At 74.2% G+C, this 26,531-nt stretch carries 22 protein-coding genes; 12 read left to right on the top strand and 10 right to left on the bottom strand.

The window, feature by feature from the left end:
- Positions 1 to 14: 14 nt before the first annotated feature.
- Entirely contained in the window at positions 15 to 218 is a 204-nt protein-coding gene (locus ACLJT4_RS22440) for a hypothetical protein (RefSeq protein WP_411124494.1), read from the top strand.
- A 41-nt stretch (positions 219 to 259) separates the two neighbouring features.
- Here ACLJT4_RS22440 and ACLJT4_RS22435 read toward each other — a convergent pair whose 3' ends face one another.
- Both ACLJT4_RS22435 and ACLJT4_RS22430 read right to left on the bottom strand, forming a co-directional pair.
- Positions 260 to 946 carry an ABC transporter ATP-binding protein gene (locus ACLJT4_RS22435; RefSeq protein WP_411124492.1) on the bottom strand — a complete coding sequence of 229 codons (687 nt, stop codon included), beginning with the start codon at positions 944 to 946 and terminating at the stop codon, positions 260 to 262.
- Positions 943 to 2,031 carry an ABC transporter permease gene (locus ACLJT4_RS22430; protein ID WP_411124656.1) on the bottom strand — a complete coding sequence of 363 codons (1,089 nt, stop codon included), beginning with the start codon at positions 2,029 to 2,031 and terminating at the stop codon, positions 943 to 945. Before ACLJT4_RS22430 ends, ACLJT4_RS22435 begins: the two co-directional genes overlap by 4 nt.
- A gap of 203 nt (positions 2,032 to 2,234) precedes the next feature.
- Here ACLJT4_RS22430 and ACLJT4_RS22425 point away from each other — a divergent pair, with 203 nt between their 5' ends.
- From ACLJT4_RS22425 to ACLJT4_RS22405, 5 genes are all read left to right on the top strand, one after another.
- On the top strand, positions 2,235 to 3,479 hold the full coding sequence (locus ACLJT4_RS22425) for a sensor histidine kinase (RefSeq protein WP_411124490.1): 1,245 nt from the start codon (positions 2,235 to 2,237) through the stop codon (positions 3,477 to 3,479).
- On the top strand, positions 3,476 to 4,117 hold the full coding sequence (locus ACLJT4_RS22420) for a response regulator (protein WP_020931400.1): 642 nt from the start codon (positions 3,476 to 3,478) through the stop codon (positions 4,115 to 4,117). The genes ACLJT4_RS22425 and ACLJT4_RS22420 overlap by 4 nt, the downstream gene beginning before the upstream one ends.
- Before the next feature lie 152 nt (positions 4,118 to 4,269).
- Positions 4,270 to 5,673, top strand: a complete 1,404-nt coding sequence (murC, locus tag ACLJT4_RS22415) for a UDP-N-acetylmuramate--L-alanine ligase (protein ID WP_407616227.1) — start codon at positions 4,270 to 4,272, stop codon at positions 5,671 to 5,673.
- A gap of 16 nt (positions 5,674 to 5,689) precedes the next feature.
- Positions 5,690 to 6,097: a peptide-methionine (R)-S-oxide reductase MsrB gene (msrB, locus tag ACLJT4_RS22410; protein WP_411124487.1), complete on the top strand. Its 408-nt coding sequence runs from the start codon at positions 5,690 to 5,692 to the stop codon at positions 6,095 to 6,097.
- A 167-nt stretch (positions 6,098 to 6,264) separates the two neighbouring features.
- Entirely contained in the window at positions 6,265 to 7,353 is a 1,089-nt protein-coding gene (locus tag ACLJT4_RS22405) for a helix-turn-helix domain-containing protein (protein ID WP_411124485.1), read from the top strand.
- Positions 7,354 to 7,582: 229 nt separating this feature from the next.
- Here ACLJT4_RS22405 and ACLJT4_RS22400 read toward each other — a convergent pair whose 3' ends face one another.
- The 3 genes from ACLJT4_RS22400 to ACLJT4_RS22390 form a co-directional block, all read right to left on the bottom strand.
- Positions 7,583 to 8,242 carry a 4'-phosphopantetheinyl transferase gene (locus ACLJT4_RS22400; protein WP_233657847.1) on the bottom strand — a complete coding sequence of 220 codons (660 nt, stop codon included), beginning with the start codon at positions 8,240 to 8,242 and terminating at the stop codon, positions 7,583 to 7,585.
- The gene (locus tag ACLJT4_RS22395) at positions 8,239 to 9,156 is read right to left on the bottom strand and encodes a metallophosphoesterase family protein (RefSeq protein WP_016578325.1); all 918 of its coding nucleotides are present in this window, start codon (positions 9,154 to 9,156) and stop codon (positions 8,239 to 8,241) included. The genes ACLJT4_RS22400 and ACLJT4_RS22395 overlap by 4 nt, the downstream gene beginning before the upstream one ends.
- 120 nt (positions 9,157 to 9,276) lie before the next feature.
- The gene (locus ACLJT4_RS22390) at positions 9,277 to 10,869 is read right to left on the bottom strand and encodes a PucR family transcriptional regulator (RefSeq protein ID WP_411124482.1); all 1,593 of its coding nucleotides are present in this window, start codon (positions 10,867 to 10,869) and stop codon (positions 9,277 to 9,279) included.
- A 160-nt stretch (positions 10,870 to 11,029) separates the two neighbouring features.
- On the opposite strand from ACLJT4_RS22390, the gene ACLJT4_RS22385 reads away from it, so the two are divergent.
- Together ACLJT4_RS22385 and ACLJT4_RS22380 are read left to right on the top strand one after the other, a co-directional pair.
- Complete coding sequence (locus ACLJT4_RS22385; protein WP_411124480.1) at positions 11,030 to 12,520, top strand: purine-cytosine permease family protein; 1,491 nt, start codon at positions 11,030 to 11,032, stop codon at positions 12,518 to 12,520.
- Between the two features lie 179 nt (positions 12,521 to 12,699).
- The gene (locus ACLJT4_RS22380) at positions 12,700 to 13,233 is read left to right on the top strand and encodes a type 1 glutamine amidotransferase domain-containing protein (protein WP_411124478.1); all 534 of its coding nucleotides are present in this window, start codon (positions 12,700 to 12,702) and stop codon (positions 13,231 to 13,233) included.
- Between the two features lie 36 nt (positions 13,234 to 13,269).
- On the opposite strand, the gene ACLJT4_RS22375 is transcribed toward ACLJT4_RS22380, so the two are convergent.
- Complete coding sequence (locus ACLJT4_RS22375) at positions 13,270 to 13,902, bottom strand: M15 family metallopeptidase (protein ID WP_411124476.1); 633 nt, start codon at positions 13,900 to 13,902, stop codon at positions 13,270 to 13,272.
- Positions 13,899 to 15,770 carry a malto-oligosyltrehalose trehalohydrolase gene (gene treZ / locus ACLJT4_RS22370; protein WP_411124474.1) on the bottom strand — a complete coding sequence of 624 codons (1,872 nt, stop codon included), beginning with the start codon at positions 15,768 to 15,770 and terminating at the stop codon, positions 13,899 to 13,901. Before treZ ends, ACLJT4_RS22375 begins: the two co-directional genes overlap by 4 nt.
- Positions 15,771 to 15,928: 158 nt before the next feature.
- Between treZ and ACLJT4_RS22365 the strand changes: the two genes are divergently transcribed.
- Complete coding sequence (locus ACLJT4_RS22365; protein WP_331246700.1) at positions 15,929 to 16,483, top strand: DUF1707 and FHA domain-containing protein; 555 nt, start codon at positions 15,929 to 15,931, stop codon at positions 16,481 to 16,483.
- A gap of 167 nt (positions 16,484 to 16,650) precedes the next feature.
- Here the strand turns inward: ACLJT4_RS22365 and treY are convergent, their stop codons facing one another.
- Positions 16,651 to 19,167, bottom strand: a complete 2,517-nt coding sequence (treY, locus tag ACLJT4_RS22360) for a malto-oligosyltrehalose synthase (RefSeq protein WP_411124471.1) — start codon at positions 19,165 to 19,167, stop codon at positions 16,651 to 16,653.
- A 164-nt stretch (positions 19,168 to 19,331) separates the two neighbouring features.
- On the opposite strand from treY, the gene ACLJT4_RS22355 reads away from it, so the two are divergent.
- Positions 19,332 to 20,621 (top strand): MFS transporter, encoded by a 1,290-nt coding sequence (locus ACLJT4_RS22355; protein WP_411124469.1) that lies wholly within the window; start codon positions 19,332 to 19,334, stop codon positions 20,619 to 20,621.
- 44 nt (positions 20,622 to 20,665) lie between these two features.
- Here the strand turns inward: ACLJT4_RS22355 and glgX are convergent, their stop codons facing one another.
- Positions 20,666 to 22,849, bottom strand: a complete 2,184-nt coding sequence (gene glgX / locus ACLJT4_RS22350; RefSeq protein ID WP_411124467.1) for a glycogen debranching protein GlgX — start codon at positions 22,847 to 22,849, stop codon at positions 20,666 to 20,668.
- Between the two features lie 563 nt (positions 22,850 to 23,412).
- On the opposite strand from glgX, the gene ACLJT4_RS22345 reads away from it, so the two are divergent.
- A complete protein-coding gene (locus ACLJT4_RS22345) occupies positions 23,413 to 24,663 on the top strand; it encodes an SAV2148 family HEPN domain-containing protein (RefSeq protein ID WP_411124465.1) in 1,251 nt (416 codons plus the stop codon).
- A 205-nt stretch (positions 24,664 to 24,868) separates the two neighbouring features.
- The gene (locus tag ACLJT4_RS22340; RefSeq protein ID WP_411124463.1) at positions 24,869 to 25,582 is read left to right on the top strand and encodes an exonuclease domain-containing protein; all 714 of its coding nucleotides are present in this window, start codon (positions 24,869 to 24,871) and stop codon (positions 25,580 to 25,582) included.
- A gap of 40 nt (positions 25,583 to 25,622) precedes the next feature.
- On the opposite strand, the gene ACLJT4_RS22335 is transcribed toward ACLJT4_RS22340, so the two are convergent.
- Positions 25,623 to 26,510 carry an aminoglycoside phosphotransferase family protein gene (locus ACLJT4_RS22335; protein ID WP_020931394.1) on the bottom strand — a complete coding sequence of 296 codons (888 nt, stop codon included), beginning with the start codon at positions 26,508 to 26,510 and terminating at the stop codon, positions 25,623 to 25,625.
- Positions 26,511 to 26,531: the final 21 nt, after the last annotated feature.

Below are 26,531 nucleotides of genomic sequence, written 5' to 3'. Positions count from 1 at the left end.
GGAAAGGGGCCGTCATGGCGGAGCAGCGGGAACCGGACGCGGAGCGCGAGCGCGGCCGGCACGAGGACCGGGGCCGGGACGCGGAGCCCGGCCGGGACCGGACGCGGCGGGGCACCCCGGAGGCCGAGGAGCCCAGGGCCGGGGCGGACGACCCCGCCAAGGGGCGGCAGCCCGGCAAGCCCGACCTGTTCCCCACCTTCTCGCACCGCGACGACTAGCCCCTGCGGGGCGGGACGGCGCCGCCCCGCCCCACAGGGGCTCACACCCCGGCGCCCGCTCCCGAGGTCAGTCGCCCGTCCTGGACCTCCGCCACCGCGTCCACCGCGGCCAGGTGGGACCGGTCGTGGGTGACCAGCACCGTCGCGGTGCCACGCAGGTGGGTCAGGTCCGTCAGCAGGCCGAGGACCGCGGCGCCCCGCTCGTGGTCCAACGCGCTGGTCGGCTCGTCGACCAGCAGCACCGCGGGCTCGTTCATCAGCGCCCGGGCGATGTTGACCCGCTGCCGCTGGCCGCCCGACAACTGGTGCGGGCGCCGGTCCGCCTGCTCCGTCAGGCCCACCGCCGCCAGCAGCTCCCGCGCCCGGGACCGGGCCGTACGGGGCGAGCGGCCGTCCAGGTGGGCCATCACCTGGAGCTGCTCCACCGCGGTCAGCGACGGCAGCAGGTTCGGCTGCTGGAACACCGTGCCGATGGCGGAGCGGCGCAGCGTCGTCAGCTCGCCGCGGCCGAGCCCGGCGGTGTCGGTGCCGTCGATCACCACCCGGCCGCGGTCCGGCCGGATCAGCGTCGCGGCGACCGCCAGCAGGCTGGACTTCCCGGACCCGGAGGGCCCGACCACGGCCGTCACGCGGCCCGCCGGCACGGTCAGCGAGACGGCGTCCAGTGCGGTCAGGCGGGCGTCGCCGTCCGGGTAGGTGAGGGTGACGTCGGTCAGTTCGAGGCTCATCGGGCACTTCCCAGGGCGGTCAGCGGGTCGACGGAGGTGATGCGGCGGATGGACAGCGCGGCGCCGACGGCACCCAGCGCGATCATGATCAGGGCCGGGACCAGCACGGTGGACGGGTCGAGCACGAACGGCACGGTGCCGCCCACCGCGGCACCCACCCCGGCCGCCACCGCGGTCCCCAGGCCGGTGCCGAGCACCAGGAGGACGACGGCCTGGCCGAGGGCGTCCCGCAGCAGGTAGCGGGTGGAGGCGCCGAGCGCCTTGAGCACCGCGACGTCGCCGCTGCGCTGGATCGTCCAGACCGTGAAGAACGCCCCGATGACCAGCGCCGAGATCGCGAACAGGAAGCCGCGCATCAGCTGGAGCGACCCGTTCTCGGCGCTGTACGAGCCGATCGCCGTCAGGGCGTCCGCCGCGGCCACCGTCCGGGTGCCGAGCCGCCGGTCAGCGGCGGCCAGACCGTCCGTCCCGGTGGTGGACAGGGCGAGTACCGTCGCGTCCTGCGCGCCCGCGCCACCGGGGCTCCCGGACAGTCGGTGCCAGTCGTCCAGCGAGGCCCACACCACCGGCGTGTGGCTGTACATCGCCGCCCCCGAAACCGCCGTCACGGACAGCTTCCGGCCGCCCAGCGCGACCCGGTCGCCGGCGCGCGCCCCGAGCTCCGCGGCCGCCTTCTGCGACAGCACCACCGTGCCGTCGCCGGCCGGCCCCGCGGACGGCGCGAGGCGCGAGCCCGGCCGCACCCCGAACACCGACACCGCGGCCGACCTCCCGCCGGCCCCCTCGGCCTTCGTGGTGGCGATGCCCAGCGGCTCCGCGCTGCGCACGCCGGGCACCCGCGCCCACTCCCGCACCGTCCGCTCCGGCAGCCGGGAGTCGGTGAACGACGGCTTGCCGTCCCCGGCCGGGGCGGCGAAGACCAGGTGGTCGGCGGGGAGCGCGGTGATCGCCGAGGTGTTCTCCCGGCCCAGCCCCGCCGTCAGGCCGGACAACAACCCCACCAGCACCGTGATCAAGGTGACGACGGTCCCCATCAGGGCGAACCTGCCCTTGGCGAATCTCAGGTCTCTCCAGGCGACGAACACCGGCTCGGCCATCCTCGGATCGGTACCGGACCCACCGCCCGGCGACTGGCTCCCACCGTCGCCCCCCGCGGGGGCGTCGGGCATCGCGCCCAGGAGTGGTTCCCCGCCACCGAAAGGTGCGCCCCGACCTCCACCTTTGGATGCCCGCCCTCCACCTTTCGATTGATGCCGGGCCCGGTCCGCGCCCGTAGCCTGAAGGAGCCGTGACCGAAGAAGCCAGGACCGACCACTCCCTGACCCCCGTCCTGCGCGTGCTGCGCCTGTGCCTCCACCTGATGGTGGCCGCGCTGCTCGCGCTCGCCGGCGTCCGCGCGGTGGCCGACGAACGACCCACCGCACCCGCCGTGCTCGCCACCGCCGTGGTCCTGCTGGCGCTCTACGTCCTCGGCCCCGTGCTGCCCCGGGTCCGCAGCTCCTCCCGCGCCGCCGCCCTGTGGCTCGCCGTCGTCGTCGCGGTCTGGATGGTGCTCCTGGCGCTCACCCCGGACGGCGTCTGGCTCGCCTTCCCGCTCTTCTTCGTCGAACTGCACCTGCTGCCGCTGCGCTGGGCGCTGCCCACCGTCGCCGCCAGCACGGCCCTCGCCATCGCCGGCTTCGCCTGGCACACCCACGCCCTGAGCGTCGGCACGGTCATCGGGCCCATGCTGGGCGCCGCGGTCGCGGTCGCCGTCGTCCTCGGCTACCAGGCCCTCTACCGGGAGAGCGAACAGCGCCAACGCCTCATCGAGGAGCTCACCGCGGCCCGCAGCGAACTGGCCGCGGCCGAACGCTCCGCCGGCGTCCTCGCCGAACGGGAGCGCCTGGCCCGCGAGATCCACGACACCCTCGCCCAGGGCCTCTCCAGCATCCAGCTGCTGCTCCGGGCCGCCGAGCGCGCCGTCCCGGAGCGCCCGGAGACCGCCCTCGGGCACATCCGGCAGGCCCGCACGGCCGCCGTCGACAACCTCGCCGAGGCGCGCCGCTTCGTCCGTGCCCTGAGCCCGCCCGACCTGGAGGCCGGATCGCTGCCGGCCGCCCTGGAGCGGCTCTGCGCCGCCACCGCCCGCACCTCCGGACTGGCCGTGCACTGCCAGGTCTCCGGTGCCCCCGCCGCGCTGCCCACGCCGCACGAGGTCGCCCTGCTGCGCATCGCCCAGTCCGCGCTCGCCAACACCGTCCAGCACGCCGCCGCCGGCCGCGTCGAGCTGACCCTCAGCTACATGGACACCGAGGTCGCCCTGGACGTCGTCGACGACGGCGCCGGTTTCCTGCCCACCGAGGTGCCACCGCCCGGCTCCGCGGCCGGCGGCTCCGGCTTCGGGCTGGCCGCGATGCGCGCCCGGGCCCACGCCCTCCAGGGCACCCTCGCCGTCGAGTCCGCCCCCGGGGAGGGCACCGCGCTCGTCGTGACGCTGCCCTGCCCCGACCCGTCCGCCGTCCCCGAGACCCCCCGGGAAGCCGCCCCGTGACCGCCCCCGCCGCCCCCGTCCGGCTGCTGCTCGCCGACGACCACCCCGTCGTCCGGGCCGGACTGCGCGCCGTCCTGGAGACCGAGCCGGACTTCGAGATCGCCGCCGACGTGCCCACCGCCGAGGAGGCCGTGGACCTGGCCGGCCGGCTCGACGTGGACGTGGTCCTCATGGACCTCCAGTTCGGCGGCCGGATGCTGGGGTCCCGCGCCACCGCGGAGATCACCGCCCGCCCCGGCGCGCCGCGCGTGTTGATCCTCACCACCTACGACAGCGACGCCGACATCCTGGCCGCCATCGAGGCCGGCGCCACCGGATACCTCCTCAAGGACTCCCCGCCCGACGAACTGGCCGCCGCGGTGCGGTCCGCCGCCGCCGGGAAGTCCGCACTCGCCCCCACCGTCGCGCTGCGCCTGATGGACCGGATGCGGACGCCCGCCACGGCCCTGTCCCGCCGCGAGACCGAGGTCCTCCAACTCGTCGCCGACGGCCTGTCCAACGCGGCGATCAGCAAGCGGCTCTTCCTCAGCCAGGCCACCGTCAAGTCCCACCTCGTCCACATCTACGCCAAGCTGGCCGTGGACTCCCGCACCGCCGCGGTCGCCGCCGCCACCGCCCAGGGCCTGATCCGCCGCTGAGCACCGCGCGGGGAGCCCCGCGCGGTGGCACGCCCCGCCGTGGGGTCGCGGACCGGCGCTGTCGGCGCCGGGTGCGAGAATCGTCGGCAAGCACCACCCACGACCGGACGCACGACCCGCACGCCACGCTCGACGATCAGGGAGACCCACCCATGGCACCCGCCATCCCAGCCTCGATGGAACGGCCGCACTTCATCGGCATCGGCGGCGCCGGCATGTCGGGCATCGCCAAGATCCTCGCGCAGCGCGGCGCCGAGGTGGCGGGCAGCGACGCCAAGGACTCCGCGACCGCCCAGGCCCTGCGCGCCCTCGGCGTCACGGTCCACCTCGGCCACGCCGCCGAGCACCTCGCCGACGACGCCACCAGCGTCGTGGTCTCCTCCGCGATCCGCTCCGACAACCCCGAGCTGGCCGCCGCCCAGCAGCGCGGCATCCCGGTCGTCCACCGCTCCGACGCGCTCGCCGCCCTCATGGACGGCCTGCGCCCGATCGCCGTCGCCGGCACCCACGGCAAGACCACCACCACGTCGATGCTCGCCGTCTCCCTCGGCGCCCTCGGCCTCAAGCCGTCCTACGCCATCGGCGGCGACCTGGACGCCCCGGGCTCCAACGCCGAGCACGGCAGCGGCCAGATCTTCGTCGCCGAGGCCGACGAGAGCGACCGCAGCTTCCACAAGTACGCCCCCGAGGTCGCCATCGTCCTCAACGTCGAGCTGGACCACCACGCCAACTACGCCTCGATGGACGAGATCTACGCCTCGTTCGAGACGTTCGTCGACCGCGTGCGCCCCGGCGGCACCCTGGTCGTCTCCGCCGACCACCCCGGCGCCCGCGAGCTGACCGCCCGGCTCGCCGGCCGTGACGACATCGAGATCGTCACCTACGGCGAGTCCAAGGACGCCGACGTCCGCATCCTCCAGATCACCCCGCACGGCCTGGCCAGCGACGTCACGGTCACCCTCACCAGCGGCAAGATCCTCACCTTCACCGTCTCCGTCCCCGGCCGGCACTACGCGGGCAACGCCGTCGCCGCCCTGGCCGCCGGAGTCGCCCTCGACCTCCCGCCGCACCAGCTCGCCGACGCCCTCGGCAAGTACACCGGCGTCAAGCGCCGCCTCCAGCTCAAGGGCGAGGTCGCCGGCGTCCAGGTCATCGACTCCTACGCCCACCACCCCACCGAGATGACCGCCGACCTGGAGGCCATCCGCGGCGCCACCGAGGAGGCCGGCGGTCGCATCCTCGTCGTCTTCCAGCCGCACCTGTACTCCCGCACCCAGGAGCTGGGCACCGAGATGGGCCAGGCCCTCGCCCTCGCCGACGCCTCCGTCGTCCTGGACATCTACCCGGCCCGCGAAGACCCGATCCCGGGTGTCACCAGCGCCCTGATCACCGACGCCGCCCGGACCGCCGGCGCCCAGGTCACCCCCGAGGCCGACAAGAGCGCGATCCCGGACCTGATCGCCGGAATGGCCAGGCCCGGTGACCTTGTTCTCACCATGGGCGCGGGCGACGTGACCGACCTCGGCCCCGCCATCCTGTCCCGCCTGGGCGCATGAGCTGAGGAGGCCCCCGATGACGTACGAGATCGACAAGCCCGACGAGCAGTGGCGCAGCGAGCTGACCCCGGCCGAGTACCACGTGCTGCGCCAGGGCGGCACCGAGCCCGCCTTCGTCGGCGAGTACACCGACACCAACACCGGCGGCGTCTACTCCTGCCGGGCCTGCGGCGCCGAACTGTTCCGCTCCACCACCAAGTTCGCGAGCCACTGCGGCTGGCCGTCCTTCTACGACCCCAAGGACACCGACGCCGTCGAACTCCTGGAGGACCGCACCCACGGCATGGTCCGCACCGAGGTCCGCTGCGCCCGCTGCGGTTCCCACCTCGGCCACGTCTTCGAGGGCGAGGGCTACCCGACCCCGACGGACCAGCGGTACTGCATCAACTCGATCTCGTTGCGGTTGGCGCCCGACGAGGGGTGAGCACCGGACCGGCGGCGGGCGGTGCGCGGACGTGACCCGCGGCCGCCCGCGCCCCGGTCGACGGCGGCACCCGCCCCGTGGAGCGCCGGGGCGGGACGGCGGTCGTTCATCAGATGCTTATCCCCCTCTGTGACCCTCCCCGGAAGCCGTGCGATCAGGGGGGACGCGTGTTGAACGAGAGGGTTTTCCGGACCGAGGACGTGCCGGCGGAGGACCGGTTGGCCTACTGGGCGGAGCGCATGGCGCAGACCCATGCTCCCGTGCAGGTCAGAAGCGACCACGCGGAGGACTTCCGGGCCACCCAGCGGGTGCTGGACCTCGGTGCGGTGACCGTGTGGTCGGCGACGTTCCCGCAGGTGGTGGTCCGCCGCACGCCGCGACTGATCCGGCGCTCCGACCCGGGGCTCTCCCACCTCTCCCTCGTCGTGGCGGGGACCTGGACGGCCGATTGGGGGGACCACGAGGTGGTCTACCGGCCGGCCGACCTGATCGTCGGCGATTCCTCGCTGCCGGCGGAGATCCGCGGCGACCAGGGCCCGGTCGCGCTGGTGGGGCTGGAGGTCCCCAAGGTGCTGCTGCCGCTGCCGCGCGGCATGGACGGCCGTGCGGTGCCCCGGCGGATGACGACCTGCCAGGGGGTCGGCGCGCTGCTCGCACAGTTCCTCACCCGACTGTGCGAGGACACCGGCCCCTACCGGTCCTGCGACGGGCCCCGCCTGGGGACGGTCCTCACCGATCTGGTCGCCGCGCTCTTCGCCGGCGCCCTCGAAACCGGCAGCACCCTCCCGCCGGAGGTCCGTCGGCGGAACCTGGTGCTGCGCATCACGTCGTTCATCGACGAGCACCTGCCCGACCCCGAGTTGACCCCGTCCGTCGTCGCGGCGGCGCACCACATCTCGACCAGCTACCTGCACCGCCTCTTCCAGGACGAGGAGAGCACCGTCGCCGGCCGTATCCGGAGCCGACGGCTGGCGGCCGCCCGCCGCGACCTCACCGATCCGGCGCTGCGCACCCTCCCGGTCCACGCCATCGCCGCGCGCTGGGGGTTCCCGCGGCCGGCCGACTTCAGCCGGGCCTTCCGCAATGCCTATGGGATCGCGCCGAAGGACTACCGGCAAAAGGCGCTGGAAGGCGGCCAGTTGGCTCGCTGCTCACCATTCCGTGGACTCGGTGCTCACGACAACCACGGGGAATTCGAGGATTCTCATCTCACACGGGTTCGACGTACGAAGAGCCCCTCGGGATCCCGCACTTGAACTCTCACCCCGCCTCGGGCACGAGTGTGCCTTCGGGCTGCCCGCGGCGCCCGACGTCGTCTGGCCCGGCCCTCCGACACCGACGTCCTCGACGCGATGACCACACCGGTGTGCCCGAAGGGGAAGCAGCGCTGAGCGGCGCCGGCGGCGGAGGGCCCACGGCGTCCGGTCCGGCGACGCGGGGGCACCGCCCGGGGTGCCCCCGCGAGACGCTCGGGGTCCGCTCCCGTCACACCGGTACGGTCACCGCCGTCATCACCAGCTGGGACCCGATCAGCCAACGGCCGGTGAACTCGGTGAGCTCCCGGCCCTCGACCACCGGACCGGGCACCAGGAACCGGGCGGTGAAGGTGGCGTCGGTCGGGTCGAGGGTGAGGTGGGCGTCCTCGAAGCCCAGCCAGCGGCCGGTGAGCGGGAACCACGCCTTGTAGACGCTCTCCTTGGCGCTGAAGACGAGCCGGTCCCAGCAGATCTCCGGCTGGTGCGCGGCGAGTTGGGAGAGCTGGGCCCGTTCGTCGGGGAGCGTGACGAGCTCCAGGACGCCCGGGTCCTCGATCCGCGCGTGCGGCTCCGCGTCGACGCCCACGGAGCGCACGTCGGTCGCCCGGGCCACGGCGGCGCCGCGGTAGCCCGTGCAGTGGGTCATCGCGCCGACGATGCCGGTCGGCCAGATCGGGGCGCGGCGCTCGCCGGGCAGGACCGGCGCGGGGGCGATCCCGAAGGCGGCGAGGGCCCGGCGGGCGCAGTTGCGCACCGTGCCGAACTCCCGTTGCCGCTGTGGGACCGCCTCGGCCACCAGCGCGAACTCCTCCGGGAACATCTCCGAGAGCGGGTCGTCCCCGAAGGACTCGGCGGTCGCGATCGGCGCGGGCAGCAGCTTCTCTATCACGCGGGAACTCCGGTGGTCGCGACGGGCAGGATCTGGACCGGGCGGCCGGGGGAACCGGAGCGGCGCCGCCATTCGCGAGGGTAGCCGAGCGACACCTCCTGGTGGGGCACTCCGTCCCACATGATCAGCCGCGGGATGTGCAGATGGCCGTAGACCACCGTGGTGGCGCGGAACCGACGGGGCCAGTCGGCGGTGGCCTCCGTCCCGCACCACAGTGCGAACTCCGGGTACCACAGGGGTCTGGTGGGCTCGCGGACCAGTGGCCAGTGGTTGATCAGCACGGTCGGCAGGTCCTCCGGGAGGGCCGCGAGCCGCGCCTCGGTCTCCGCAACCCGGGCCCGGCACCACGCCTCGCGGGACGGGTAGGGGTCCGGGTGCAGGAAGTACTCGTCGGTGCAGACGACGCCCGCCTTCTCGGCGATCGCCAGGGCCTCCTCCTTGGACCCCATGCCGGGCATCCGGAAGGAATAGTCGTAGAGCAGGAAGAGCGGCGCGAGGGCCACCGGGCCGCCCGCCCCCTCCCACACGGGGTACGGATCCTCGGGGGTGATCACCCCCAGTTCCCGGCAGACCTCCACCAGGTGCTCGTAGCGGGCCACCCCGCGCAGTTGCACCGGGTCCTTGGCGGGGGTCCACAACTCGTGGTTGCCGGGCACCCACACCACCTTGGCGAACCGCTCGCTCAACCGGCCGAGCGCCCAGCGGATGTCCTCGACGTACTCCCCGACGTCCCCGGCCACCAGCAGCCAGTCGTCGTCGGACTCCGGCCGTAACCGCTCGACGATGTCGCGGTTCTCGTCGTACCGGACGTGGAGGTCGCTGACGGCCACCAGACGGCCCTCACGCGAGGTGGGGGCCGGCCCGGTGGTGGCGTGCTGGGCGCCGGGGGCGAAGGTGCGGATCTCGTAGGTCACCTCAGCAGTAAAGACGGTGCGGGGGGATCAGGGAAAGCGTCGCCTGGAATCGAGGGGGCGTGCCGCGGCCGGGCCCCCTCGATCACCGGGGCGCGGCCGGCGGCAGCGGCGCGCCGGCCGTCAGCGGGCGCCGGGGGAGGGGGCGCCGCCGCGCCGGATGCGGGTGGCCAGCCACAGGTCGAAGCGGTCGTCGGGGTCGTCGAGGCGGCGCCCGGTGAGGTCCATCGCCTTGTCCAGGCGGTTGCGCACCGTGTGCCGGTGGACGCCGAGCCGGCGGCTGGTGGCGTCCCAGGCACCGCCGGTCTCCAGCCAGGCGGCGAGGGTGGCGATCAGTTCCTCGCCGCCGTCGGCCAGGTCCAGCGGCCCGAGCACGGTGTCGGCGTAGCCGTGCAGCGTCCGCCGGTCGCCCAGGTCCAGCAGCAGTCGGGCGGCCTCGCTCTGCCGGGCCTCCGCGGGCGCCCCGCTGGTCCGGCTGACCGCCAGCAGCCCGGTGGCCTGCCGCAGCGACACCCGGACCGCTTCCGGCGCGGTGGCCGGGCCGATGCCCGCCGGGCAGTGCGGGGCGAACCGGCCGAGCACCGCGTGGATGTCCAGTTCCTCGCCGACCACCGCCTCGATCAGCCGTCCCGGCGCGGCTCCCGGCCCGCCAGTCACCCGCACCAGCCCGCCGGGCATGGCCAGCGCCAGATCGGCGGCCATCTCCTGGGCCGCGGCCTCCGACAGCCCGGTCCGGGCGGCGGCACCGCCCCCGCCGCGCGGCCCCGCGACCGGTGCCGCCTCCACGACGACCGCCCGCACCCGCTCGGCGGACAGCCCCACCGAGGCCAGCATGTCCCGGGCCCGGTCCGCCGCCAGGTCCTCGTCCGCCAGCAGCTCCGACAGCAGCGCCGAGCGCCGCCGGCGTTCCGGTTCGTCCCGCAGGTGCCGTCGTTCCAGCTCCAGGGAGAGCAGCGAGATCAGTCCGGGCACCACGGACCGGGCGGCGTCGTCCGGGCGGCCGGTGAGCAGCAGCAGTCCGCGCAGCCGGCGCGCGCCGAGCGGCTGCACCTCCAGCTGCCGGCCGCCGGCGGTGCTGGACGCACTGCCCCGCAGCCCCCGTGCGGCGACCCGTTCGACCAGGTCGCGGGCGTCCTCCAGCGCGGTCCCCGGCTCCTGCTCGGCGGCCGCCAGTTGCCGCCCGAGTGGGTCGAGGACCGTGGCGCCGACCCCGGTGGCGGCCGTCCACTCCGCCAGCATCGGCTGGAGCCCGTCGCTCGTCGCCGCGGCCGCGGTCAGCCTGCGCTGGGTGGCGAAGGCCCGGTGCAGCACCTCCCGCTGTTCGGTGGCCCGGGCGTCGAAGACGGCCTTGGTGACCGCGATGAAGGGGACCTCGTCCGGCACCGTCAGCAGCGGCAGCCCGGCCTCCTTCGCGGCCGTGACCAGGGGCTGCGGTGCTTCCTGGTACGGCAGTCCCTGGCCCAGTCCGAGCGCCAGGCAGGCCGCGCCGCCCTCGGCCACGTCCCGGACGTACGCGCGGCAGGATGCCGGCTCCATCGGCAGCAGCAGCCCGATGGTCATCAGCAGCTCACCGCCCTGCAACCACTTCCCCGGGACGAGCAGGTCGGAGACGGTCGCCGCCTCGATGGTGCGGGTCAGCAGCTCCTGCGGTACGTCGTAGGTGAGGGCCAGATGGAGGCCGGGCCGGGCCAACAGGTCCGAGATACGCAGAGGCATAGACATAGTGTCCACCACATATCTATTGAATGGACGATCGGGCGATCGAGTCCCGGCGACCGGACGCCTAGGTTCACACCACCGCGGAATCCGTCGTTCCCCACCGGCTTCCCGCGGCACCACCCCCGCACCCCCTGTCGCCACGCCCGAGGAGTAACCCATGGATCGCACGGCACCCATGGAAGGCACGAGTGAGGGGCGAGGCTCGCGCATGATCGAGGTCCGCTCCATCGACTACGTCCCCGTCCGCGAACGGCACGGGAAGGTGTGGCACCAGGGTCCGTTCTGGTTCACCGGCAACTTCGTGCTGACCACGATGGTCACCGGCTTCCTCGGCCCGGCCCTCGGCCTGAGCCTGCTCGCCTCCGTCGCGGCGGTCGTCCTCGGCGCCTGCTTCGGCACCTTCTTCATGGCCTTCCACGCCAACCAGGGCCCCCGGATGGGCCTGCCGCAGATGATCCAGTCGCGGGCCCAGTTCGGCATCCGCGGTGCGATCGTGCCGTTCGCCGCCGTGGTCTTCGTCTACGTCGGGTTCAACGTCTTCAACGTGGTCCTGGCCGCCCAGGGCCTGCGCACCGTCTTCCCCGGCGGCGCCACCCTCTGGTACGTGTTGATCATCGGCGTCGCCATCGTGCTCGCCGTGGTCGGCCACGACCTGCTGCACCTGGTCCAGCGCTGGCTCACCTACGTGCTGATCGTGGTCTTCGGCGTGCTCACCGTCGGTGCGCTGGTCCAGCTCGACCCGCACTCCGTGGCCGCCGCCGGGCACGCCGCGCACGGCTCCTGGACGTCCTTCCTGGTCGTCTTCTCCGCCGCGGCCGGCTACCAGATCAGCTACGCCGTCTACGTCTCGGACTACTCCCGCTACCTGCCCCGCGACGTCTCCGCCCGCAAGGTCATCTGGTGGACCTACGCCGGCGCGGCCGGCTCCGCCGCCTGGCTGATGTCGCTCGGCGCGCTGCTCGCCTCGGCGCTGCCGCACCCGGACGCGATCAGCGGCATCCGCCAGGTCGGCAACGCGATCGTGCCAGGCTTCGGCACCTTCGCGGTGGTCGTCTCGTCCGTCGCCCTGGTCGGCATCATGGCGGTCAACGCCTACGGCGCGATGCTCACCACCACCAGCGCGATCGACGCCTTCCGCGCGGTCAAGCCGACCGTCCGGATCCGGATCGCCGGCATCGTGGCCATCGGCCTGATTGTCTTCACCGTGGCGATGCTGCTCCCGGAGAACTACCTGGAGAGCTTCAACACCTTCGTGCTGATGATGCTCTACTTCCTGATCCCGTGGACGGCGGTCAACCTCGTCGACTTCTACTGGGTCCGGCGCGGCCACTACGCGGTCACCGCGATCTTCAACCCGGCCGGCATCTACGGCCGCTGGTCCTGGCGCGGCATCACCGCCTACGTCGCCGGCTTCGCCGCGATGGTCCCGTTCTTCTCCACGTCCTTCTACACCGGCCCGGTGACGAAGGCGCTGGGCGGCGCGGACCTCTCCTTCGTGCCCGGCCTGCTGGTCGGCGGCGGCCTGTACTACCTGCTCACCCGCAGCCTCGACCAGGTCGCGGAGGCGGCGGCGGTCGCCGAGAGCGAGCGCGAGCTGGAAGGCACCGACGCGGACGGGCCGGCGGCCGCCGCGGCCCCGCGCGACTGACGGCAGGGGCGGCGCGGGCCGCCCGGGGCCGCCGCGCACCAGCGGATGAGCCGCCCCGTTCCTCCCGCTATGGTCGGTCGGTAGGGATGTCTCCCCACCGGCCGACCGTCGTTTTCCGGCCCCCCGGGAAGCCGCCGTCCGGTCCTCCGGCCGTCCGGACGAAGGGAAGTGAACGCACCATGCAGGTGGCGTTTCTGGTGGCCCCCGCGGGCACCGAACAGGTCGAGCTGACCGAGCCCTGGCAGGCGGTGATCGCCGCGGGCGGCAAGCCCACCCTGATCTCCACCAGGTCGGGCCGCGTCCAGGCGTTCCACCACCTGGACAAGGCCGACACCTTCCCCGTCGACCTGACCGTGGACGCGGCGTCCGTCGCGGAGTTCGACGCCCTGGCCCTGCCCGGCGGGGTGGCCAACCCCGACGCGCTCCGCCTGGACCGGGGCGCCATCGCCCTCATCGCGTCCTTCTTCGAGACCGGCAAACCGGTCGCGGCCATCTGCCACGCCCCCTGGACCCTGATCGAGGCCGACGTCGTGCGGGGCCGCACCCTCACCTCCTGGCCCAGTCTGCGCACCGACATCCGCAACGCCGGCGGCACCTGGGTCGACCGGCCGGTCGTGGTCTGCACCCAGGCCGCCAACACCCTCGTCACCAGCCGTAAACCGGCGGACCTGCCCGCCTTCTGCAAGGCCCTGGTCGAGGAGTTCTCGCGGTGAGGGGACGCGGGCGAGTCCGCACCGCCGCCGCGCCCCTCAGACCGGACCGTAGACGGCGCACCTGGCCCCGGTGAGCAGCGCCCAGTAGCGGTCCCCGTAGGACCAGTGCCACCACTCGCTGGGATAGTTCACGAAACCGGCCCCGCCCAGGGCCCGGCCGAGGAGGGCGCGGTGGTGTCGGGCCCGCGCCGGCAGCCCCCGGGCGTCGAACGGACAGCGCTCCTCGTCGCCCGTGCGGTGACCGTTCACCGCACCGCCCATGTCCAGCGCCTGGCCCCGGTCATCCACCAGCGTCAGGTCCAGGGCCGCCCCCGTGCAGTGCGGGGCCACCTCGACCGGGGCGACGAACGCGGCCGTCCGGCGGCGCAGTTCCGCGGGGTCGGTGTGGCCCGCGGCGCGCAGGCGGTCCTGGTAGCGGGCGAACCGCCGGGCCTGCTCGGCGCTGCTGCGGTGCCCCTCGACCACCAGGAACCCCCAGCCCGCCGGCAGCCCGGCGACGGCCGTCCGCAACCGTGCGCACACACCGGCCCGGACCCGCCCGTACGCCCCGTCCGGGTCCCGCTCCCCCGGGTCCAGGGTCACGCGGGGGAGCGCCGTCACCTCGGCCAACGGTTCGCCGCAGTCCCGCACCGGGACGTCCGCCACCCGAGGGTCGCTGAGCACGATCACGCACGCTCCCCCTTCGCGCGCGGCGTCCCGGGCGGTTCCTCGACGACCACCGCCACGGACTCCGCCGGCAGGTGCAGCATCCCGCCGTCGTCCGGCAACACCGGGTGCGGCCAACCGGCCGCCGCGCGGTAGTCGGTCGCCGGGGCCGGCGCGGTGCCCCGCGGTGCGTCCGTCGCGGGCGCCGTGGACGGGGCGAGCGGGACGGCGGCCGTACCGCTCGGGGCGAGGTTGACGGCCAGGTGGACGGGGCCGCGGCGGAGCACCAGCCAGCGGGCGTCCTCGTCGTGGGAGACGTGGGTGCGGGAGGGGTCGGGGTCGGTCAGCGCGGGGTGGGTGCGGCGCAGGGCGAGGAGACCGCGGTACCAGGAGAGCAGGGCGGCGTGCGGCGCGGCGGACGGTTCGGCCCAGTCCAGGACGCACCGGTCGCGGGTGGCCGGATCCTGTGGGTCCGGCCAGTCGGCGCCGAGCCCGTCGCCGTGCGCCGCGCCGCCCTCCTGCGCCGCGAACTCGCGCCGCCGGCCGGCCCGTACGGCCTCCGCAAGCTCCGGGTCCGGGTGGTCGGTGAAGTACTGCCAGGGGGTGCGCGCGCCCCACTCCTCGCCCATGAAGAGCATCGGGGTGAACGGGGCGCAGAGGACCAGCGCGGCGGCGCAGGCGAGCAGGCCGGGGGAGAGGGTGGCGGTGAGCCGGTCGCCGTACGCGCGGTTGCCGATCTGGTCGTGGGTCTGCGCGTAGCCGAGCAGCCGGTGCGGTGGGGTGGCCCGGAGGTCCAGGGGGGCGCCGTGGCGGCGCCCGCGGAAGCTGGAGTGGCTGCCGTCGTGGAAGAAGCCGCCGGTGAGGGTCTTGGCGAGGGCGGCGAGCGGGGCGCGCGCGAAGTCGGCGTAGTAGCCGTGGGATTCGCCGGTCAGTGCGGTGTGCAGGGCGTGGTGGAAGTCGTCGTTCCACTGGGCGTGCAGGCCCAGGCCGCCGCTCGCCCGCGGCGCGGTGGTGCGCGGGTCGTTGCGGTCGGACTCGGCGATCAGGAACAGCGGACGGCGCTGCTGGGCGGCGAGCGCGTCCACGGCGGCGGACAGTTCGGCCAGGAAGTGCTGGGCGCGGTCGTCGTGCAGGGCGTGCACGGCGTCCAGCCGCAGCCCGTCGATGCGGTAGTCGCGCAGCCAGCCGAGCGCGCTGTCGATGAGGTAGCGGCGGACGTCGTCGGAACCGGGGGCGTCGAGGTTGACCGCCGCCCCCCAGGGCGTGTGGTGGGTGTCGGTGAAGTACGGGCCGAACTCCGGGAGGTGGTTCCCGGACGGGCCGAGGTGGTTGTGCACCACGTCGAGGACCACCCCGAGGCCGTGGCCGTGCGCGGCGTCCACGAACCGCTTCAGCCCGTCGGGGCCGCCGTACGGCTCGTGCACCGCCCAGGGCGCGATCCCGTCGTACCCCCACCCGTGGGTCCCGGGGAACGGGCAGACGGGCATCAAGGAGACGTGGGTGACGCCGAGGTCGGCGAGGTGGCCGAGTCGGGCCGCGGCGGCGTCGAAGGTGCCTTCGGGGGTGTACGTCCCGACGTGCAGCTCGTAGAGGACCGCGCCGGGCAGCGGCCGGCCGGGCCACGGGTGTCGCCAGGCGAACCGGGCGTGCTCGACGACCGCGCCGGGCCCGCCGGGTCCCTCCGGCAGCCGGGCGGCGCGCGGATCGGGCCGCGCCGGGCCCCCGTCCAGTCGGAAGGCGTAGCGGTCGCCGTCGCCGGCCGGTGCGTCGGCGCGCCACCAACCGGGGCGGGCGGGATCGCGCGCCAGCTCCACCGGGGGCGCGTCGGACCGGTCGCCGGCCCAGTGGAGGGCGACCCGCCCGGCCTCGGGTGCCCATACCTCGAACAGCACGGTCGTCCTCCTTCGTCGCTCCGGCCCGGCCGCCGCGGCAGGCGCCGACCCGCTTCCCGACGACGAAAGCACGCCGCCGCCCCGGACGAAAGGACGCGGTGCGGTGGGGCACCGACGTTGCCTGGACACCGGCTCACCGCAGGCCGGAGAATTGCGCCATGACTTCGCTCCAGTTCCCCGCGCGGCCTTCGGACGCGGATCGGGAACGCGCCCTTGAGCTGCTGCGCGACGGCGCGGCGGAGGGACGGCTGTCCCAGGACACCTTCCTGCGCCGGTTGGAACTCGTCCTGTCGGCCCAGCAGCACTCCGAACTCGCGCTGGCGACGGCCGATTTGGAGCGGCACGGCAAGGTCCAGGGGCTGGTACTGCGGATGGTCGGCCGGGTGTCGGCGTTCCACATCCGGCTGCGCAGGGCGTGGCGCACGGAGCGGCTGCCGAAGCTGCTGCTGCCGGAGCCCGGGCCGTTCCCGCTGTCGATCGGGCGGGCCCCGGGCGTCGGCCTGCGACTCAACCACGAGACGGTCTCCCGCAACCACGCCGAGCTGCGCAGCGAGGGCACCGGCTGGATGCTGCGCGACCTCGGCTCCACCAACGGCACCTGCGTCAACGGGCGCCGGCTGGTCGGCGAGATAGCGGTCGGACCCGGCGACCACATCAGGTTCGGCCACGTGGACTACGTCCTGACCGAACGTCAGGCCCCGCCCAAGCGGTGATGGCCACCGGGCGCGCCGAGGCGTCGCGGCGTCAGCGGCGTCGTGTGGGTCGGACCCGCCGGTGTGGACGCTCGGTTCACCGAACCCCTCCGGGGGCGGGGGCCGACAACTACATCTGACGCACCATCAGTACGCCGGTTGCGGTGCGCCCTCCGCCGCGTCCGGGGCTATTCCCGTACGAGCAGGGCCACCGGCCAGTCCGCCAGGAGGCCGTCCACCCCCACCGCACTGCCGCCCGCCAGCGCGCGGCCGGTGAGCGCCTCCCGCCACTCGCCGCCCGGGGGCAGCCGCAGCACGGTGTCCCACCAGCCACCGGTCTCCCGCAGTCGCAGCGACAACCTGGTCACCGCCGTCACCACCCGCCCCGCGCGGACGAACGCCACGCAGTGCTCGGCCGCCGGGCCCTCCACGGCCAGCGGCTCGTACGAGGCGGCGGCGCCGAACCACTCCGGGTGCGCCCGCCGCAGCCGCAGCGCACTGGCCGTCAGCCACAGCTTCTCGGCGGACGGACCGGTCGGCGCGGCCCCGCCGTCCAGTTCCGCGAGCAGCTCCGCAGCGAACCGCGGCGGCCGCCGGTTGTCCGGATCGACCAGCGCCGCGTACTCCTGCTCGGTGCCCTGGTAGAGGTCGGGGACGCCGGGCACGGTCAGGTGCAGCAGCGTCGCGCCGAGGACGTTCGCGCGGACGAACGGGGCGAGCTCCGCCTCCAGCGCGGCCAGTTGGTCCGCCACCGGGCCGCCCGGCCCGCTCCGGACGAACTCCGCCACCCGCTCCTCGTAGACCGCGTCCTGCTCCGTCCAGGTGGTGCGCAGCCCCGCCTCCCGCACGGCCTTGAGCACCGCGGGCGTCAGCCGCTCCCCGCGGTCGCCGACCGCCGCCTCCGCGCCCGCACCGTCGGCGTCGGACGTGCCCAGCCCGAACGCGGTCTGCCAGGCCGTCCAGACCACCATCGGATCCACCGGCGGCGCGCCGTCCGCGACGTCCCGCCCTTCGGCCACCACGCCCAGTACGTCCCGCCACCGGTCCGGGCACTCCGACAGCACCGCGATCCGGGCCCGCACGTCGGCGCTGCGCTTGGTGTCGTGCGTGGAGAGCACCGTGCCGCTCTGCGGCCAGTCCCGCTGCATCCGTGCGCAGTACTCGTGGAACGTCCCGGGCCCCAGCGCCGGTTCCCCGGGATCGCCGCCTACCTCGCACGCCGACAGCAGCACCGGGTAGCGGTAGAAGGCGGTGTCCTCCACGGACTTGGCGTGCAGCGCCGACGCGGTCTGCGCGAACCGCGCCGCGAAGCCCGCGACGTCCCCGTCCACGGCGCCGTGGTCCGCCGCCGGGTCCCCTCGGCCCGCGGCGCCGTCCCCACCGGGCGCGAACCGCCCCAGCGCCAGGTCGTGGACGAGGTCCACCGCCCCGGCCTCCTCCGGCACCCGGAAGGTGGCCCGGGCCCGCTCCGCCGCGCCGGCCAGCATCGTCGCGTCCGCCGCCGCCCGCGCGGCGTCGTTGGTGTCGCCGGCGTAGGGCCGGTAGACCGGCAGCCGCACCAGGAGTTCCCGGACCGCCTGGCGCAGCGCCCACGGGGCGTGGTCGCCCGGCCTGGGCACCCGTTGGGCGATCCGGGCCGCGGTCCGCACCAGGCGCTCGACCTCCGCCGCCAGGTCGTGTTCGACGACCTCGTAGGCGGCCCGCCGCACCGTCTCCTCCCAGTCGCCGCCCTCGTCGGCCAACGGGGTGACGAAGTCCCGGTAGTGCGAGAACAGCCGCCCGGCGCCCTGCGGGCACACGAACAGCCCGTCGATGTGGTGGAGCGCGTCGTAGCCCGTGGTGCCCGCGCACGCCCAGCCGTCCGGGAGCCGCTCCGCACCCGTGAGGATCTTCTCCACCACGGTCCAGCAGCCCTTCGTGCCGGCCCGCAGCCGCGCCAGGTAGCCGCCCGGATCCACCAGCCCGTCCGGATGGTCGATGCGCAGCCCGTCGACGACCCCCTCCCGGACCAGCCGCAGCACCGTCCGGTGCGTGGCGTCGAACACCTCCGGGTCCTCGACGCGGATCCCGATCAGCTCCGAAATGGTGAAGAACCGCCGGTAGTTGAGCTCCGTGCGGGCCAGCCGCCACCAGGCGAGGCGGTACCACTGCGCCCCCAGGAGGCGTTCCAGCGGCAGCCGCTCGGTACCGGGACGCAAGGGGAAGACCTGCTCTCCGTAGTGCAGCACCCGCCCCTCGACCCGGAACCGGGACAGCTCGTCCCCGATCCGCCCCTCCAGTACGGGCAGCAGCAGCCGCCCCTCGTGCCCGCCGTCCCAGTCGACGTCGAACCAGCGCGCGTACGGCGACGTCGGACCGTCGCGCAGCACCTCCCACAGCGGCTCGTTGAGCGACAGCGGTACGGGCACCGCCATGTGGTTGGGCACGATGTCGACGACCAGTCCGAGGCCGTGCGCCCGGGCCGTCGCCGCCAGCGCCCGCAGTCCCTCCTCGCCGCCCAGCTCGGCCCGGACCGCCGCGTGGCAGGTCACGTCGTAGCCGTGCGAGGATCCCGGCACCGCCTCCAGCACCGGTGACAGGTGCAGGTGGGAGACTCCGAGCGCGGCGAGGTACGGCACCGCCCGCTCGGCTGCGGCGAACGGGAAGTCCGGCTGGAGCTGCAGCCGGTAGGTGGCGGTCGGCGACGGACTCGAAGGCTGCGTCATGGGAACACCCGTACCCCGCCGGGGGCCCGTTCTGTCATCGGGTTGCGTCATCCCGGGGCGTCCTGCCCGTGGTGCCTTCCTCTGAACCATCGGGTCGGCCGGCGATAAGGCTTCGTACGTACCACCCGTACGAATCGTGCAGGTGTGGCGGATAGCTTCTTGTGATGACCGCTGTCACCACCACCTACCGCCGGGTGCTCGCCCTGAGCGGGCCGTTGCTGCCCGTCGTGTCGTTCCTCGGCCGGCTGCCGACCGCCATGTGCCAGCTCGGCAGCGTGTTGCTGGTGGCCGAGACGAGCGGTTCGCTGACGACCGCGGGTCTGGTGGGCGGCGCGCTGGCGGCGGGTCAGACGGTCGCCGGCCCGCTGATCGGGCGGCTCGCGGACCGCCACGGCCAGCGGCCGGTGGTGCTGATCGCCTGCTGGGTCAACGCGCTCGCGGTGGCCGCCCTGGTGACGGCCGCGCTGGCCCGCACGGCGACGCCCCCGTTGGCCCTGCTGGGCCTGCTGGCCGGGGCCAGCGTGCCGCAGATCGGCCCGCTGGCCCGCACCCGGCTGGTCGCGCTGGCGCACCGCGCGCGGGCCGACGACCGGCTGGTGAGCGCGGCGCTCTCCCTGGAGGGCACCTTGGACGAGGTGTCGTTCGTGCTCGGGCCGGCGCTGGTGGGGTTGGCCGCCACGCTGGTCCACCCGGCGGTGGCGCTGGGGCTGGCCGCGGTGCTGCTGGCGGTCTGCGGCTCGGCGTTCGCCCTGCACCCGACGGCGGTGGCGGTGCGGCCCGCCGCGGACCGGCCCGCCGCGGACCGGGCCCCGCGGACCGCCCGCCCGGCCCGCACCCGGATGCCCCGCGCGGTGCACGCCATGCGCGTCTCGACGGCCCTCCAGGGCGCCATGTTCGGCGCCTGCCAGGCCGGCATCACCGCGCTCACCGAACGCCTCCACCAGCCCGCCCAGGCGGGCCTGGTGTACGCGGCGATGGGCGTGATGAGTGCGGTCGCGGGGCTCTCGCTCGCGCTGGTGCCGGCCCGGATCGGCCTGCCGGCCCGCTGGCGGGCGGCCGCCGTCGCGCTCATCGTGCTGTCCGTGCCGCTGCTCTTCGTGCGGTCGATGGGGGCGCTCTACCTGGTCGTGGTGGTGCTCGGGGTGGCCTTCGCGCCGCACCTGATCACCCTCTTCGGGCTCACCGAACGCCTGGTGCCGGCCGCCCGGCTGGCCGAGTCGATGGCCTTCCTCACCAGCGCGGTGGTCGGCGGCCAGGCCGTGGCGCTGGCCCTCTCGGGGCGGCTCGCCGACATGTACGGCCCGTCCGCCGCCTTCGCGGTCGCGGTCGGCGCGGCGGTGCTCGTCCTCGTCGTCGCCCTCACCACCCGCGCCGGTCACCGGTCCACCGCGCCGCTGCGCATCTCCCCGGCCGGACCGGAGGAGGCCGCGGCGGACCGCGCGCAGACCTCCTGAGCCCCGCGCGCCCCCGGGGCGTCGCGGGGGCCGCACCGGACGGCTCAGGCCGGCCGCTGGAGCACCACCAGGCTCCGGCCGACCAGCACCAGCCGGTCGCCGCCCTTGACCTTGGCGCCCCGGCCGTCCGCCGCCGCCTCCGGCCGGTCGGTGTCCACCACGACCTGCCACTGCCGTCCCAGGTGCTCCGGGACGGTGAACTCCTTCTCCTGGTCGTGGGCGTTGAACATCAGCAGGAACGAGTCGTCGGTGATCGGCTCGCCGCGCGGACCGGGTTCGGAGATCGAGCTCCCGTTGAGGAACACGGCCAGCGACTTGGCGTGGACGGACTGCCAGTCGCGGGTGCCCATCTCGGTGCCGGCCGCGGTGAACCAGGCGATGTCGGACAGCTCGTCGTGGGCGCCCTCCATCGGGTGCCCCTGGAAGAACCGCCGCCGCCGGAAGACCGGATGGTCCCGCCGCAGCCACACCATCTGCCGCACGAACGCCAGCAGCGCCGCCCGGTCCGCCCGTTCCTCGTCCGCCGTGCCCGCGGCGTCCTGGGCCGCCTCGGGATCGTCCGCGGCGCCGGCCGCCTCCCGCTCCGGCCACCGCACCCAGGTCAGCTCCCCGTCCTGGCAGTACGCGTTGTTGTTGCCGCGCTGGCTGCGGCCGAACTCGTCGCCGTGGCTGAGCATCGGCACGCCCTGCGACAGCATCAGCGTGGCGAGGAAGTTCCGCATCTGCCGCAGCCGCAGCCGCCGCACCGAGGGGTCGTCGGTCGGCCCCTCCGTCCCGCAGTTCCAGGACCGGTTGAAGCGCTCGCCGTCCCGGTTGTCCTCGCCGTTGTCCTCGTTGTACTTGTCGTTGTACGAGACCAGGTCGCGCAGGGTGAAACCGTCGTGGCAGGTGACGAAGTTGACCGAGGCGAGCGGCCGTCGCCCGTCCTCCTGGTAGAGGTCCGACGAGCCGGCCAACCGGGACCCGAAGTCCGCCAGGGTGCGCGGCTCGCCCCGCCACAGGTCCCGCACGGTGTCCCGGTACTTCCCGTTCCACTCCGTCCACAGCGGCGGGAAGTTCCCCACCTGGTAGCCGCCCTCCCCGACGTCCCACGGCTCGGCGATCAGCTTCACCTGGCTGACCACCGGGTCCTGGTGCACCAGGTCGAAGAACGACGACAGCCGGTCCACCTCGTGGAACTGCCGCGCCAGCGTCGCCGCCAGGTCGAACCGGAACCCGTCCACGCGCATCTCCTGCACCCAGTAGCGCAGCGAGTCCATCACCAACTGGAGCACGTGCGGGCTGCGCATCAGCAGGGAGTTCCCGGTGCCCGTGGTGTCCATGTAGTAGCGCAGGTCGTCCGACAGCCGGTAGTACGAGGCGTTGTCCAGCCCCCGGAAGGACAGCGTCGGTCCCAGGTGGCTGCCCTCGGCGGTGTGGTTGTAGACGACGTCGAGGATGACCTCGATGCCGGCCTGGTGCAGGGCCCGCACCGCGGTCTTGAACTCCAGCACCTGCTGCCCGCGGTCCCCCCAGGACGCGTAGGCGTTGTGCGGCGCGAAGAACCCGATCGTGTTGTAGCCCCAGTAGTTGGTCAGGCCGGCGTCCACCAGCCGGTGGTCCTGGACGAACTGGTGCACCGGCATCAGTTCCAGGGCGGTGACCCCGAGCTTCGTCAGGTGGTCGATGATCGCCGGGTGCGCCAGCGCCGCGTACGTGCCGCGCAGTTCCTCCGGCAGCTCCGGATGCCGCATCGTCAGGCCCTTCACGTGGGCCTCGTAGAGCACCGTCTCGTGGTACGCGGTGCGCGGCGGGCGGTCGTCGCCCCAGTCGAAGTACGGGTTGACCACCACCGACGCCATGGTGTGCGGTGCCGAGTCCAGGTCGTTGCGGACCTCGGGACGGCCGAAGTGGTAGCCGTAGACCGCCTCGTCCCAATCGATCACGCCGCTCATCGCCCGCGCGTACGGGTCGAGGAGCAGCTTGGCGGAATTGCAGCGCTGCCCGCGTTCCGGCTCGTAGGGGCCGTGCGCGCGGAAGCCGTAGCGCTGCCCCGGCATGATCCCCGGCAGATACGCGTGCCGTACGAAGGCGTCGGACTCGCGCAGCTCGACGGCGGTCTCCGACCCGTCGTCGTGCAGCAGACACAGTTCGATGCGCGTGGCGGCTTCGGAGAACACCGCGAAGTTGGTGCCCGCACCGTCATAGGTGGCACCCAACGGATACATCTGTCCCGGCCAGACCTGCATGCGTAGACACTTCCACTTTCTCTACGGGCGGCGGCGACTCCACGACACGCGTCCGCGGGCCGAATCGGAATCCTTCCCAACGTGTCCAAACTGCCGGATGACGGGAGATTTTCGTGTGAACTCCGCTGAAAGCTGACGGATCTCCGGCGATGTCGGATTGTCGTACCGTGCGCTGATCGGGGGCCGGCGGTCGTCGGGCCGCGGCCGGCGCGGGCAGGCGGAATGCTAGGGCTACCCCAAAAGCGGCGTCTTGGCCACGGACTACCTCACATGTGTGCAGTTCGCCAGCGGCGCCCCGGCCAAATGTGGGCACCCCCGCGCGGCCCGGTGCACAAAGTGCTGTCAACGGCTCACCGCCGGGACACTCCATCGCGTGGGCGGTAATAGGAGGCCACCCCCCGTGGCGGCTATGAAACCGCTCACTCCCACCGCGCTTTCCGGTCACAACCGGCACCATGGGCAAGGGGAGTTGGCATCCGACTCACGGCATCCTGCTGCACCGCTCCCCGCGCCGCAGTAGTCTGCCTTGATCGTTGGCACGGGGGTTCGGAAGGCGGTGGCAGGTGAGCGGCGGGCTGGAGTTGCCCCCTGGTGACGAGAGTCATGAGGGCCACGAGGGCGGCTCCGTTGACGCACCGCCCGGCACGGTGTCCCTGGCCCGACCGCTGGAGATCGGTGCCGAACTCGACTGGGGGGCCGAGGACTGGAGCGAGGTGCGCACCCGGGCCCGCCGGGCCGGACGCGCCTACATCTGGCTGAATCTCGTCGAGCAGCGGCTGCGGGCCGTCGTCGCAGCCGTGCTGCGCCCCATCTACGAGCCGGTGCACGGCGACGAATGGGTCATCGCGGCGGCCGGACCCGCGGGCCAGGAGTGGGTCCAGCGCGCGGTCGCGGTCCGCGAGGTCAGCCGCCGCAAGGGCTACCTCCTCGACCCCGCCGACGACAACATCGTCAGCTTCCTGACCCTCCCGCAGCTGCGCGAGCTGATGGTCCAGCACTGGCCCTGCTTCGAGCCCTACGTGGACGACCGGCGCGAGGTCGAGCTGGTCCTCGACGAGCTGGAGGTCGCCCGCAACATCGTCTCCCGCAACCGCGCGCTGTCCGAGACCGTCCTGGCCCAGGCCGAGCGGGCCTCCGCCCGACTGCTGGACGTCCTCGGGTCCGGGGCCGGCACCCGGATGTCCGGACGGCTGCCCATCGACGCCGTCGAGGACCTCGTCGGCGACCGGTACGCCGACGTCGTCGGAGTGCACCCCGACCGGGTCCGCCTCCAGCGCCAGCTGCCCGCGGAGGACCTCTTCGGCGGCGCCCGACGCCTCGACGCGGTGGGCATAGGACTCAACCTCCTGGTCCAGAACTACTCCGGCCGCCGACTGGTCCGGCTCGCCGAGTCCGGGTGCCGGGTCCGACTGCTCTTCCTCAACCCGGCCAGCAGCGCGGTCCGCCGCCGGGAGCGCGAAATCGGCCTCAAGAAGGGCGAGATGAGCCGCTCCATCGAGATGAACATCCTGCACATGCGGCGGGTCCGGGCCCGCCTGCACGACCCGGGCGCCTTCGAGATCCAGGTCTTCGACGAGACCCCCCGCTTCACCGCCTACCTCGTCGACGGCGACGGGCCCGACGGGATAGCCGTCGTCCAGCCCTACCTCCGCAAGAGCCGCGGGATGGAGTCGCCGGTGTTCGTGCTGCGCGGTGGCGGCCGCGACCTGGTGCGCCAGGACGCCCGCGGCGGCCGGGACGTCGACCACGGGCTCTTCGAGATCTACCGCGAGGAGTTCGAGAGCGTCTGGGCGGACTCGCGGCCGGTCTCCTGAACCGGCCTGCGCACGGTGCGGCGGCGGGCGGCCCGGCCCGTTGTCAGTGGTGCGTGGCAGAGTGGTCGCACCACGGGGGAGGTACCACCGAAGGAGGCCGCATGAGTCAGCGCTGCGTGGGGGTCCGACCGGCCGGAGGCCGGCGGAGCATCGAGGAGGGGTGCGCGCCGCGCCCGTGCGGGGCCGGGCGGAAGAGGGGGTCGGCATGAGCTGGCATCGGGAGTTGTTGGTCGGTTTCGACCTGGAGACCACGGGCACCGACGTCGAGCACGACCGCATCGTCACGGCCGCACTGATCCGGCTGGAGGGCGACGGTGAGGTGGCCGGGCAGCAGTCCTGGCTCGTCGACCCGGGCGTCCCGATCCCGGACGAGGCCGCGCAGATCCACGGCATGTCGACCGCCTACGTCCGCGAGCACGGCCGCGCGCCCGCCGCCGCGATAGCGGAGATCACCGAGGCACTCGCCGAAGTGCTGCGCGCGGACGTCCCGCTGGTGGTGATGAACGCGCGCTACGACCTCTCGCTGCTCGACCGCGAGTGCCGCCGCCACGGCGTGCCGACGCTGAGCGAGCGGCTCGGCCACCCGCCCGCCCCGGTCATCGACCCGCTCGTCCTCGACAAGCACGTGGACCGCTACCGCAAGGGCAAGCGCGCGCTCCAGGCGCTCTGCGGGCACTACGGGGTCCCGCTGGACGGCGCACACGAGGCCGGCGCCGACGCGGTGGCCGCGGCCGGTGTCGCCCGCCGCATCGGCGAGGAGTACCCGGCCGTCGCGCTGCCCGCGCCGCGCGCCCTGCACGTCCTCCAGGAGCAGGCCGCCGCCCAGCAGGCCGCATCGTTCCAGGCGTATCTGCGCCGCTGCGGTGACCCGGAGGCGATAGTCGAGGCGGCCTGGCCGCTGATCCCCTACCAGCGCTGAGCGGACCGGCCCGCCGGCGGGCGGTGGCCGGGGCGCGGGCTCAGAACGGGTACCACCGGACCGCCGCGTCCTTCTCGCGCAGCGAGGCGATCCGGCGGCGGAACTCCCCCAGTGCGGCGGGGTTCCCGGGCGCATGCTGGGAGACCCAGGCACAGCTGGCCGTCTCCCGGGACCCGCGCAGCACCGCGCAGCCCTCCCAGTCCCGCACGTCCCAGCCGTACACCGAGGCGAAGGTGTCGTATGCCTCGGCGCCCAGGCCGTAGCGGTCCCGGCTGAGCGCCATCACGACCAGGTCGTGCTCGCGCAGGTCCGAGGAGAAGGTCTCCAGGTCGACCAGGACGGGGCCGTCCGGCCCGATGTGGACGTTGCGGGGCAGCGCGTCGCCGTGGATCGGGCCGCGCGGCAGGTGCGGTTCCAGCGCCGTCGCGGCGAGTGCGAAGGCGTCCCGCCGGCCGCGCAGGTACTCCGCGTCGGACGGTGACACGGCATCGCCGGCCAACCGCAGCCAGCGCTCCACGCCGTCCAGCAGTTCGCGCCGGGGGAGTGCGAACGGCGGCTCGGGCAGCGCGTGGACGAGCCGCAGCAGCGCCGCGAGGTCCTGCGGCCGGGCCGGGCGGACGGCCTCCGGAAGCCGCCGCCAGTACGTCACCGGATGCCCGTCGACGAGCCGGGCGGTCGGCTCCGCGGCCCGCACGGCCGGTACGTCCTGCGCCGCCAGCCACTGGGCGACGGCCAGTTCCCGCTCGGCGCGTGCCAGCAGTTCCGGGCTGCGGCCGACCCGCACCACCACGCCCCGCTCGCCCAGGGCGAAGACGGCGTTCTCGCCGAGCGCGAGCAGTCGGGCGTCCGCCGCCGCCTCGGGGTGCCCGGCCGCGGCCAGCACGTCCCGGGCGCGCGCCTCGGTGAAGGCGGGGCTGGATTCGGTCATCGGATGCCTCCTGCGGTGCGA

The organism is Streptomyces sp. x-19 (assembly GCF_046549115.1).
In the GTDB taxonomy this organism is placed as follows: domain Bacteria; phylum Actinomycetota; class Actinomycetes; order Streptomycetales; family Streptomycetaceae; genus Streptomyces; species Streptomyces albulus_C.
Note: the sequence above shows the minus strand (reverse complement) of the source record. Positions and strands in the feature narration are given on the sequence as shown.